The organism is Rhizobium viscosum (assembly GCF_014873945.1).
In the GTDB taxonomy this organism is placed as follows: Bacteria; Pseudomonadota; Alphaproteobacteria; order Rhizobiales; family Rhizobiaceae; genus Rhizobium; species Rhizobium viscosum.
On sequence record NZ_JADBEC010000001.1, the window covers coordinates 1,382,293 to 1,393,908 of the forward strand.

The 11,616-nt window shown below is 61.6% G+C and carries 10 protein-coding genes; 8 read left to right on the plus strand and 2 right to left on the minus strand.

What is annotated here, in order from left to right; genetic code table 11:
• Positions 1 to 125 precede the first annotated feature (125 nt).
• Entirely contained in the window at positions 126 to 1,619 is a 1,494-nt protein-coding gene (locus tag H4W29_RS06940) for an MDR family MFS transporter (RefSeq protein WP_192728268.1), read from the plus strand.
• A gap of 80 nt (positions 1,620 to 1,699) precedes the next feature.
• On the opposite strand, the gene H4W29_RS06945 is transcribed toward H4W29_RS06940, so the two are convergent.
• A complete protein-coding gene (locus H4W29_RS06945) occupies positions 1,700 to 2,599 on the minus strand; it encodes a GntR family transcriptional regulator (RefSeq protein ID WP_192728269.1) in 900 nt (299 codons plus the stop codon).
• A 263-nt stretch (positions 2,600 to 2,862) separates the two neighbouring features.
• Here H4W29_RS06945 and H4W29_RS06950 point away from each other — a divergent pair, with 263 nt between their 5' ends.
• The 7 genes from H4W29_RS06950 (at position 2,863) to H4W29_RS06980 (ending at position 10,825) form a co-directional block, all read left to right on the plus strand.
• Positions 2,863 to 4,365, plus strand: a complete 1,503-nt coding sequence (locus H4W29_RS06950) for a UxaA family hydrolase (RefSeq protein WP_192728270.1) — start codon at positions 2,863 to 2,865, stop codon at positions 4,363 to 4,365.
• A 37-nt stretch (positions 4,366 to 4,402) separates the two neighbouring features.
• On the plus strand, positions 4,403 to 5,422 hold the full coding sequence (locus H4W29_RS06955; RefSeq protein ID WP_192728271.1) for an aldo/keto reductase: 1,020 nt from the start codon (positions 4,403 to 4,405) through the stop codon (positions 5,420 to 5,422).
• Positions 5,423 to 5,431: 9 nt separating this feature from the next.
• Positions 5,432 to 5,878 (plus strand): RbsD/FucU family protein, encoded by a 447-nt coding sequence (locus H4W29_RS06960; protein WP_192728272.1) that lies wholly within the window; start codon positions 5,432 to 5,434, stop codon positions 5,876 to 5,878.
• A 212-nt stretch (positions 5,879 to 6,090) separates the two neighbouring features.
• Positions 6,091 to 7,080, plus strand: a complete 990-nt coding sequence (locus H4W29_RS06965) for an ABC transporter substrate-binding protein (protein ID WP_192728273.1) — start codon at positions 6,091 to 6,093, stop codon at positions 7,078 to 7,080.
• A 104-nt stretch (positions 7,081 to 7,184) separates the two neighbouring features.
• Positions 7,185 to 8,738: a sugar ABC transporter ATP-binding protein gene (locus H4W29_RS06970; RefSeq protein ID WP_192728274.1), complete on the plus strand. Its 1,554-nt coding sequence runs from the start codon at positions 7,185 to 7,187 to the stop codon at positions 8,736 to 8,738.
• Between the two features lie 27 nt (positions 8,739 to 8,765).
• Positions 8,766 to 9,740: an ABC transporter permease gene (locus tag H4W29_RS06975; protein WP_112541743.1), complete on the plus strand. Its 975-nt coding sequence runs from the start codon at positions 8,766 to 8,768 to the stop codon at positions 9,738 to 9,740.
• 65 nt (positions 9,741 to 9,805) lie between these two features.
• Positions 9,806 to 10,825, plus strand: a complete 1,020-nt coding sequence (locus tag H4W29_RS06980) for a zinc-binding alcohol dehydrogenase family protein (protein WP_192728275.1) — start codon at positions 9,806 to 9,808, stop codon at positions 10,823 to 10,825.
• Here the strand turns inward: H4W29_RS06980 and H4W29_RS06985 are convergent.
• The gene (locus tag H4W29_RS06985; RefSeq protein WP_192728276.1) at positions 10,822 to 11,544 is read right to left on the minus strand and encodes a copper homeostasis protein CutC; all 723 of its coding nucleotides are present in this window, start codon (positions 11,542 to 11,544) and stop codon (positions 10,822 to 10,824) included. The two genes, H4W29_RS06980 and H4W29_RS06985, sit on opposite strands and share 4 nt — an antisense overlap.
• Between the last annotated feature and the right edge of the window lie 72 nt (positions 11,545 to 11,616).

Below are 11,616 nucleotides of genomic sequence, written 5' to 3' on the forward strand. Positions count from 1 at the left end.
GCATATCACTTGCGCTTTACCTGCTATCAGCAGGAGCATAAAAGACTGCCGACACTCCGCGTTGCACCTGCCCCGCCAGCCGAGAGCAGTTTTCTCGTCACGGAGAAAGCTCCGAAAGGTTCATCATGTCCGCACCATCGAAGCAATCCAACCGCACGCTCGTGGTTGCCACGATCATGCTCGCGACCTTCATGGTGGCGATCGAAGCCACGATCGTGGCAACCGCCATGCCGAGGATCGTCGGCCAGCTCGGCGGCTTCACCTATTACAGCTGGGTCTTTTCAGCCTTCCTGCTGGCGCAGTCGACGACCACTGTTATCTACGGCAAGCTTTCGGATATTTTCGGCCGCAAGCCGGTGCTGATTGGCGGCATCCTGGTTTTCCTCGTCGGCTCGCTCTGCTGCGGGCTTGCCTGGTCGATGGCCTCGCTCATCGTGTTCCGTCTGGTGCAGGGCCTAGGTGCGGGCGCGATCCAGCCGGTGACGATGACAATCATCGGCGACCTGTTCAAGCTGGAGGAACGCGGCAAGGTGCAGGGCGTGATGGCGACAGTCTGGGCGACCTCTGCGGTCGTCGGACCGCTTGCCGGCGGCATCATCGTCGATACGATCTCCTGGGCCTGGATCTTCTGGATCAACCTGCCGATCGGCATCTTCTCGATCATCGCCTTCATGATCTTCCTGAAGGAGGACGTGGCACACAGGCAAGCGAAGATCGATTATCTCGGCGCCATCCTGTTTTCGATTTCCATCGTCGCGCTCTTAACGATCCTGACGGAGACGGATGCACCGGCCTGGGTTCTCATTGCGCTCGCCATCGTCTTCGTCGTGACCGGTATTCTCTTCGTGCGGCAGGAGAAGCGGGCGCCGGAACCGATCATTTCGATCGCGCTCTGGAGCCGGCGGCTTGTCGCGACCAGCAATGCCTGCATGCTGCTTGCCGGCATGGCGCTGATCGGTCTTTCGACGATCCTGCCGATGTATGTGCAGGGCGTGCTCGGCCGCTCGCCGATCGTCGCCGGTTTCACGCTGACCATGCTTGTCGTCGGCTGGCCGCTGTCGGTGATGCTCTCCAGCCGCTTCTTCAGGGCATTCGGCATCCGCAATACGCTGCGGGTCGGCAGCTTCATGTTTCCCTTCGGCGCCTTCTTCCTCTTGTTCCTGACACCGGAAAGCCATCCGGCGGTGGCCGGCGCCGGCTCCTTCTTCATGGGCTTCGGCATGGGGCTCATCAACCTCACCAGCCTCGCTCTGGTGCAGGACAGCGTGGAGTGGTCGATGCGCGGAAGCGCCACCGCCTCGATCATCTTTGCCCGCAGCCTCGGCAATACGCTCGGCGCCACCGTGCTCGGCGCGATCCTCAATGCCGGTATCAATCATTACGCGACGGGCGATGCGGCAAACCGCCTGCATCATGTCCTGAACGAGCCGACCGGTCTTTCGGAGCTCGCGGGCGATGCGGCAGTGCGCGGCATCTTCGATGCGGCGCTGCATTGGAGCTTCTGGGGTGTCGTGGTCGTGGCGGCGCTGACCTTTGCGACCACTTGGCTCATTCCGATCAGCCGCGGCGTGAAGGCGCAGGGTGCTGGTAGTGCTGCGAGCGAGGCTGCGTCGCATTAGAGATAGGCTGATCGGTTGGGATTGGTGGATGCGGCCCCCTCACGGCACCTCCTTCATGATCATCTTTTCAGATGCTTTGCTCAGGCGCTTTCCGTGGCGCCCTGCGGCAGCGATTGCAACAATGTCTGGCGGGCCGAACGGAGGTGGATGCGACAGGCGGCCTGGATCCTGGCCTGATCGCGAGCTTCGAGTGCTGCGATATAATCGAGGTGTTCGTGGATCGCGCGCTCGTTGCGTTCGCGGGCGGCCGTCTTGTTCCATTGATAGTGATAGTGGAAGATGATGGCGATCGCGTCATAGAAATCGGCGATGAAACGGTTCTTCGAGGCGCGGTGGATCAAGAGATGGAAGCGCTCGTCGAGGACCGAGAATTCCTTGAAGCGGTTGTTGATGTCTGAGAGCATGGAGAGGTGCTCTTCCTTGATGGTCGCAAGAGCAGCCCAGGCCTGATGGTCGGCAGGAAGCTTGCCGAACTCGGCAGCCGAATGCAGCTCGAACATTTCGCGCACATCGGCGAGTTCCAAGGCGAATTCGCGGGTAAAACCCTTTAGCGTCCAGTGGCTGTTCGGCCGCTTTTCGATCAGCCCGAAGCGCGAGAAGCGGATCAGGAATTCACGCACACTGGTCGTGCCCGTGCCGATCTCGCGGGCAAGCTCCAGTTCGTTGATCTGCATGCCGGGTGCTGCCTCATCGGACAGGATGCGCTGCATGAAGCTGCGTTCGATGATGTCGTGCAGTGAATCCGTTTCCTCCGAGGGGAAGAAGTCGCGGTCAACAGGCTGGCGCAACACGATCTTCTGGCGCTTGTTCCAGCGGATGATGCCCTCATCGCTAAGACGCGTGAGGATGGCGCGCGCCGTGCTGCGGCTGACTCCAAGCTGGGCTGCGATTTCCGGCTCCGAGGGCAGCGCCGTGTCCATACGCAATGCCGCCGCATATCGGTTATAGGCTTCCTTGAAGACCGTATTCTGCCTTGCCATCAGACCCCGCTTTCCGCCCAAACCCGACGGTCCTGGCGACACGGCAATGATACCCGCCGCCAAGAACGGGCACAGCCGGACCAGGAGCCTCTTCAAGCGACCTTTATCTTAGTTTTGGATCGCCTGCGGCTGTTTGCCTCCCTCGTCCACAGGATCAATATTCCCGTTGACTTGAAAATGTTTATTGTAGATAAAAAACAAAATCAATGCGCATTCGTCGATGTAACGGGCGCAGAAGCGAACGTTTCGTCAGGGAGATGAAATTGGACAGACAGCCTTGGATCATCCTGTCGGCCGGAGACAATGTCGCGGTCGCAACGGCCCCGATTGCCGAAGGATCGCCCGTTGCCGGCGCTACGACGCGCCAGAAGATCGACCCCGGCCACAAGATTGCTCTTACCGACATTCCGCTTGGCACGCCGGTCGTGAAATACGGCCAGGCGATCGGCCGCACGACAGCGGATGTGAAAGCCGGCGACCACGTTCACAGCCATAATCTGCATTTCGAAAACGATCGCCTTGCCGCAACCGCCAATTCCGCTCCGGAAGAAGCAAGTGCGGACGACCGGGCGCGCACCTTCATGGGTTACCGCCGCGCCGACGGACGGGCGGCGACGCGCAACTATATCGGCATCATTGCCAGCGTGAACTGTTCCACCACGGTCTGCCGGGCAATTGCCGACGAGGCCAACCGTACGATCCTCCCACACTATGACGGCATCGACGGCTTCGTGCCGATCGTGCACGACCAGGGCTGCGGCATGAGCTCGACGGGTGACGGCATGAACGTGCTGCACCGGACACTTGCCGGCTATACGCGCCATGTGAATTTCGGCGGCGTGCTGATGATTGGCCTCGGCTGCGAGGTCAACCAGCTCACCCTTTACGGCCAGAGTGGTGCGGGCGCCTCCAAGCGCCATTTCAACATTCAGGATGCCGGCGGTTCGCGCCGCGCGGTCGAGCGTGCCATGGGCGTGTTGCGCGAGATTGCGGCCGATGTCGGCCGTGAAAAGCGCGTACCGATGTCGATCGGCGAGATCATCATCGGGCTACAGTGCGGCGGCTCCGACGGTTTTTCGGGCATTACTGCCAATCCGGCGCTCGGTGTCGCAGCGGATCTGCTGGCGGCTGCCGGCGGTACGGCGATCCTTTCGGAAACCTCCGAAATCTACGGCGCGGAGCATCTGCTGCGCAGCCGTGCCGTCAGCGAAGAGGTCGCCAAGAAGCTCGACGAGAAGATCGCCTGGTGGGAAGACTATGTCGCGCTGCATGGCGCGTCGCTCGACAACAACCCGTCTCCAGGCAACAAGCGCGGCGGCCTGACGACCATTCTCGAAAAGTCGCTCGGCGCCGTCGCCAAGGGCGGCCGCTCGCCGCTGACCGCCGTCTATGGTTATGCCGAACGCGTCACAGCGCCTGGCCTCGTCTTCATGGACACGCCCGGCTACGATCCGGTTTCGGCGACCGGCCAGGTGGCCGGTGGGGCGAACATGATTGCGTTCACGACCGGCCGCGGCAGCTGCTTCGGCTGTCGTCCGGCCCCCTCGCTGAAGCTTGCCAGCAATTCGGCGCTCTATACGTCTATGGAAGAGGACATGGACATTGATTGCGGTACGATCGTCACGGGTGACGCTACGATCAGCGGCAAGGGTCGCGAGATCTTCGATCTGATCGTCGATACGGCCTCCGGCAAGAAGACCAAAAGTGAAATCTTCGGTTACGGCGATAACGAATTCGTTCCGTGGCATCTTGGGGCCACGCTCTAAATTACTTATTGAATTTCGGTCTTCACGAGGAGGAATGATGAAGACGAGGAAGATTGGCAAGACGGCGCTTGAGGTGACGGAAATCAGCTTCGGCGCCGCAGCCCTCGGCGGCCTTTACCGCGCCTGCCCGCGTGAGCAGGCAATGGAAACGCTGGAAACGGCCTGGGAACACGGCATCCGCTATTTCGACGTGGCGCCGTGGTATGGCCTCGGGCTTGCCGAACGACGCGTCGGCGATTTCCTGCGCGGCAAGCCGGAAAACGATTATGTGCTGTCCACCAAGGTCGGCCGTCTGTTGCGCCCGGTGCCGACAGGCACCGTTCCTGACTACAGCTATGTCGATCCGCTCTCCTTCGATGCCGATTACGACTATTCCTATGATGGCATCATGCGTTCGGTGGAATTCAGCTATGCGCGCCTCGGCCTGAACCGCATCGATATCCTCTTTGTCCACGACATCGGCGCCTATACGCATGGTGCGGCCAAGAATGCCGTACATCTGAAGAACTTCCTCGACAGCGGCATCAAGGCCTTGGAACAGCTGAAATCGTCTGGTGCGATCAAGGCTTTCGGCCTCGGTGTCAACGAAGTGCCCGTCTGCCTCGACGTGATGCGCAATGGTGATATCGACGTCATCCTGATGGCCGGGCGCTACACGCTGCTCGACCGGTCGGCGGTTGCCGAGCTCATTCCGCTCTGCCGGGAAAAGGGTACCTCGCTCGTCGTCGGCGGCGTCTTCAATTCCGGCATTCTCGCAACCGGCCCGGTGCCGGGCTCGCATTTCGATTACATGCCGGCGACCGAGGACGTGCTCGCCAAGGTCGGTGCGATCGAAGAGGTGGCGAAACGCCACGGCCTGCCGCTTGCCGCCCCTGCCCTGCAGTTTCCGCTGCGCGACCCGGTCGTCTCCTCGGTGCTGATCGGCACGGCGAAGCCCTCGAGCCTCGTGCGCAACATGGAGAATTTCGAGCCGCAGCTTCCCGCCGACATCTATCCCGAATTCGAACCCTATACGCTCGTCGCCGCGCCGCTCGGCGAAGAAGCCGTACGGGTCTAAGGAGACACCATGCTTAAAGGTATTCATCCGCTTCTCGGCCCCGATCTGCTCTACGCACTGAAGAGCATGGGGCATGGCGACGATATCGTCATTGCCGATGCCAATTTCCCTGCAAGCAGCATGGGGCCCGACGTCATCCGCGCCGACGGCGTCAGCGCGACAGCCATGGCCGAGGCGATCCTTACCCACATGCCGCTCGATACGTTCGTGCCGCAATCGGCATGGCGGATGGAAGTGGTTGGCGACCCCAAGGCGGTGCCGGAAGTCTGCGCCGAATTCCAGGAAATCGTCACCCGGCGCGCCGGCAATTTTTCCATCGCATCGGTCGAACGCTTCGCCTTCTACGAGATGGCGCGGAAGGCCGCCTATATCGTCGCGACCACCGAGTTCCGGCTCTACGGCAACCTGATTTTGAAGAAGGGCGTCGTGCACCCGCACGAGGTGCAATTCGACTGAGGACCTTATTTTAGGTCTTCATGTAACTAAAATAAAAACAATTGCTTGGGAGACAATTCAGCGGGTTAAAAAGGCGAAATCAGCACACTTGCAATTTGCCTGCACCTCAGCTAGCTTCTCATCGTAAATGTTTTTTATCGATAAAAATCGTCCGCCAGCGTTCAGCGGTCCGGTTTCATTGGAGGAGAACGCACCCTGAGAGGAGAACCCTTATGAGCATCGTGAAATCCATCCTGTCTCGCCGCGCCTTTACGGCACTTGCGGGCGCTGCCGTCATCGCCACGGCAATGCCGGCAGCATCTTTTGCCGCCGAGGTGACGATCCCGATCATCGTCAAGGATACGACGTCTTTCTACTGGCAGATCGTTCTGGCCGGCGCGCGCAAGGCCGGCAAGGATCTCGGCGTCAACGTGCCGGAGCTCGGCGCCCAGGCTGAATCCGACATCAACGGTCAGATCAGCATTCTCGAGAACGCCGTTGCCGGCAAGCCGGCTGCTATCGTCATCTCGCCGACCGAGTTCAAGGCTCTCGGCAAGCCGATCGATGAAGCTGCCAAATCGGTTCCGATCATCGGCATCGACTCCGGCGCCGACTCCAAGGCATTCAAGTCGTTCCTGACCACCGACAACGTCCAGGGCGGCCGTATCGCTGCTGACGGTCTTGCAGCCGCCATCAAGGCCGCCACCGGCAAGGAAGAAGGCGAAGTCGTCATCCTGACCAACCTTCCCGGCGTCGGCTCGCTGGAACAGCGCCGCGAAGGCTTCCTGGATCAGGTGAAGACCAAGCATCCGGGCCTCAAGGTCATTGCCGACAAGTACGGCGACGGCCAGGCAACGACCGGCCTCAACATGATGACCGACCTGATCACGGCAAACCCGAAGCTCGTCGGTGTCTTCGCCTCGAACCTCATCATGGCGCAGGGCGTCGGCCAGGCGATTGCTGAAAACAAGCTCGGCGACAAGATCAAGGTCATCGGCTTCGATAGCGACGACAAGACGGTCGGCTTCCTCAAGGATGGCGCGATCGCCGGCCTCGTCGTTCAGGACCCCTATCGCATGGGCTATGACGGCGTGAAGACCGCTCTTGCCGTCTCCAAGGGCGAGAAGGTCGAGCAGAACGTCGATACCGGCGCAAACCTCGTCACCAAGGCGAATATGGCCGAGCCGAAGATCGACGCGCTCCTGAACCCGAAGATCAAGTAAGTAAGACAGGCGGCCGCGGCGGTTTCAAAAACCGGCGCGGCCTTTCTCATCCATGGTATGGTTCACCAGGGATGGAGCAGACGTGACAAGAGGAGGAGAGGTCCATGGTCGGACTGGAAGAGGTCAGTCATCGCCACGATGACAGCGCCACGCTGAAAGAAGCCAATCGAATTCCCGCCGGATCGCCTATCCTCGAACTGAAGGGCCTGCAGAAGAATTACGGTCACGTGCAGGCGCTGAAGCCGGCGACGCTGACCTTCCTTGCCGGTGAAATCCATGCCATTGTCGGCGAAAACGGTGCCGGCAAATCCACCCTCATCAAGTTGCTCACCGGCGTCATCACCCGCACGGCCGGCGAGGTACTGTGGTGCGGCCATCCGGTGGGGCTGTCGACGCCGAACGAGGCGATCGCCCGCGGCATCAACGCCGTCCACCAGGAAGTCGTGCTCTGCCGGCACCTGACCGTGGCCGCCAACCTCTTCCTTGGCGACGAGGTCAACCGCTACGGGCTGATGCGCAGGAAGCAGATGGAGAAGATGGCGCAGTCCGTCCTCGACGATCTCGGCTTCGGTCTGCCGGCCGGTGCGCTTCTGAGCTCGCTGACGATCGGTCAGCAGCAGCTCGTCGCCACCGCGCGTGCGGCCATGCGCGGCACGCAGTTCCTGATCTTCGACGAGCCGACCGCCTATCTCACCCGCCAGGAATCCGCACAGCTCTTCAAGCTGATCCGCCGTCTGCAGGGCGAAGGCGTCACCATCGTCTATATCAGCCACCGCATGGAAGAAGTCTTCGAACTAGCCGACCGCGTCTCGGTGCTTCGCGACGGCACCCATGTCGGCACGCGCCTGATCGGGGAGACCAATGAGGCCGAGCTGATCGCGCTGATGATCAACCGCTCGATCGAGCAGATCTACCATAAGGAAGACATTCCGATCGGCCAGTCGATCCTCGACGTCAGGGGTCTGACAGGACCCGGCTTCGAGGACGTGTCGCTGAGCGTCAAGGCAGGACAGATCGTCGGGCTCTATGGCCTGATCGGCGCCGGGCGCAGCGAATTCGCGCTTGGGCTCTATGGGCGCCAGCCGACAAGTGCGGGCGAAATCCACTGGATGGGCAAGCGCGTCGATATCAGGAACGAACGCACCGCGATGGAGCTCGGCATTGCGCTGGCGCCCGAAAGCCGGCGCGACCAGGGGCTCTGCCTCAACCTGCCGATCGGCCTCAATATCAACCTGCCGGTGTTCGGACGCCTCAGCAACGGCCCGGTTATCAATCACGCACGAGAATCGACGAATGCCGACAAGCAAATTCGCGATCTCAGCATCAAGACGCCGAGCCGGCGTGTTCCGGCTTCCAGCATGTCGGGCGGCAACCAGCAGAAGATCGTCATCGGCAAGTGGCTGAGCCACGGCGCCCGGCTTTTCATTTTCGACGAGCCGACCGTCGGCGTCGACGTCGGCACCAAGGCGGAAATCTACCGGCTCTTCGCCAAGCTGCTGAAGGAGGGGGCAGGCATCATCCTGATCTCCTCCTACCTGCCCGAGGTCTACGAACTGGCCGACCGGCTGCACGTCTTCCGCAGCGGCAAGCTCGTTGCAAGCCATGATTTCCACGCGGCGACGCATGAAGAAGTGCTCAGCGAAGCGATCGGCGTCTGAGCCAGAAGAATAAGAGGGAGAAAATTCATGACTGTCACCCCCACCGAAATCGTCGCGCCGCCGCCGCGCCGGAAGATGAACATTCTGTTCGGCCTGACGCTGATCGGGTTGCTGATCTTCCTCTGGGTCGTGCTCGGCTTCGTCACCGAGAGCTTCTGGACGCCGCTCAACATTTCCAACCTGCTGCGCCAAGGTGCGATGACAGCAATCCTGGCGCTCGGCCAGACCTTCGTCATCATCACCGCCGGCATCGACCTTTCGGTCGGCGCCATCGTCGGCTTCTGCACCGTCATCATCGCCTGGCTCCTGCAGGCGGGCGTACCGCTCTGGGCGGCGATCTTGCTGACGCTGGCCATCGGTGTCGCGATCGGCTCCTTCCATGGCTTCGGCATCGTGCATATGGGCCTGCCGCCCTTCATCATCACGCTGGCGACGCTGACATCGCTGCGCGGCATCGGCCTCTTGATCACCAACGGCTCGACGATCAGCATCACCGACGAGGGCTTCAGCAACTTCGCCCGCGCCGATTTCCTTGGCGTGCCAAGTCTGTTCTGGATGGTCATCCTGGTTGCGATCCCCTCCTTCGTCTTCCTGCATCTGAGCCGCTGGGGCCGCTATCTCTTCGCGGTCGGTTCGAATGCCGAAGCCGCGCGCCTTTCCGGCGTCAACGTCAAGGGGATGATCTACCTAGCCTATATCCTGTCGGCCTCGTTCGCGGCTTTCGTCGGCGTGCTGCTCGCCTCGCGTATCGCGATCGGCAACGCGACACAGGCCGACGGCTGGGAACTGCAGGCGATCGCCTCCTCGGTCATCGGCGGCACGTCTCTCTTCGGAGCTGTCGGCTCCGTGCACGGCCCGCTGATCGGCGCCTTCATTCTGGCGACCATCAACAACGGCGCAAACCTTTTGAACGTCAACTCGTTCTGGCAGCGCATCATCACCGGCCTGCTGATTATCGTCATCGTCTACTTCGATCAGCTTCGCCGGCGCCGGGCGGGCTGAGCGAGATACAAAACGAAGCCGGCCCAAAGGCCGGCTTTCTTCATTCCAGCAATGCGAGAGCCACCATGAAAGCAGTCCTTTGCCGCGAACCCGGCGTCCTCGATCTCGTCGAGCGCCCCTCTCCCGAAAAACCTGTTGCCGGCTGGGTGCGGCTCGCCGTCAGCCATGTCGGCATCTGCGGCACGGATTATCATATCTTCGAAGGCAAGCACCCGTTCCTCGAATATCCGCGCGTCATGGGGCACGAGATCTCGGCAACGGTGCTGGAGACCGGCGACGGGGTGGCGATGGCGACGGGCACGCCTGTGATCGTCAATCCTTACCTTTCCTGCGGTAGCTGTGTCGCCTGCCGGCAGGGCAAGCCGAACTGCTGCACCAATATCAAGGTTCTCGGGGTTCATACCGACGGCGCCTTCTGCGAAGAGATCAGTGTTCCAGCGAGCAATCTCTATGCCGCAAAGGGCCTCAGCCTGGAGGCCGCGGCGACCACCGAATTCCTGGCTATCGGAGCACATGCCGTGCGCCGCTCCATGGCATCAGCCGGTTCCCGCTCGCTCGTTATCGGCGCAGGTCCGATCGGCCTCGGCGCGGCGATCTTTTCGCGCATTGCCGGCCATGAGGTGACGCTGCTGGATACGAGTGCTGAACGGTTGCAGATGGCCTCCGAACGCTTCGGGTTCACGTCAGGCATTGTCGCCAATGACGAGACCCCTGATGCCGTGAAGGCGAAAACGGATGGCGATGGCTTCGATGTGGTGTTCGACGCGACGGGCTATGGGCCATCGATGGAGAAAGCCTTCAGCTTTGTCGCCCATGGCGGCGCGCTGGTGCTGGTCAGCGTCGTGAAGGACGATATCCGCTTCTCCGATCCGGAATTCCACAAGCGCGAAATGATGGTGATCGGCAGCCGCAATGCGACGCGCGTCGATTTCGAGCATGTCGCGGATTCCATCGCCAAGGGCCTCGTTCCGGTCGACAAGCTCATCACCCACCGCACGACGCTTGCCGATGCGCCGCGCGATCTCGCCCGCTGGGCGCATGAGAAGAGCGGCCTCATCAAGGCGGTCATCAAGGTTGCGGCTTAAGCCGCGTCGATAGCCGCGCGCATCTGCCTGACGACCTCGACATCCGTGCGGTTCGAGGTCGGCACATCGAAGCCGAAGGAGACGGCGCGCGGATCGGCGCTGGCAACGGCAGAGCTGCAGGAGCCGTGGATCTCATGCGCGCCTGTTGCCCGCAGGATTTCGACAGCGTTCGTCGGACGCACGCCGCTGCCCGGCATAATGGAAATACGGCCGGCGGCCTTGGCGGAGATCCGCTTCAGCGTATCGAGCCCATCCATTGCCTTCGGCACGCAGCCTGACGTGAGTATGCGCTCGCAGCCGAGTTCGACCGCCTGCTCCAGTGCCGCATCCGGATCCGGCACGAGATCGAAAGCGCGATGCAGCGTCGAACCAAGGCCGGCAGCATGCGCCTTCAGACGATGAATGAGCGGCATGTCGAGCGTACCATCAGGCCGGTTGGCGCCGATGACGACACCGGCAAGCCCCGCCGCCCTGACAGCATCGATATCGGCGAGCATCGCCTTCTCGTCCGTCGCATCGAAGATGAAGGGGCCGGCATGCGGGCGGATCATCGCATAGACGGGGATCGGCGCTTCCGCAGCAATTCGCATCAGGCTCGGCAGCGGCGTTAGGCCGCCGAGCTCCAGCGCCGAGCAGAGCTCGATACGGCCGGCGCCACCCTCGATCGCCGCCGCGAGGCCCTGGGCGCTATCGACGCATACTTCCAGCAAAACCGCCATCGTCCGAATCCCTCTTCTTCCGCTAAACACCGCCGATTGTCCGCCATGGTGCGATATTGCCGCCGGTTACCG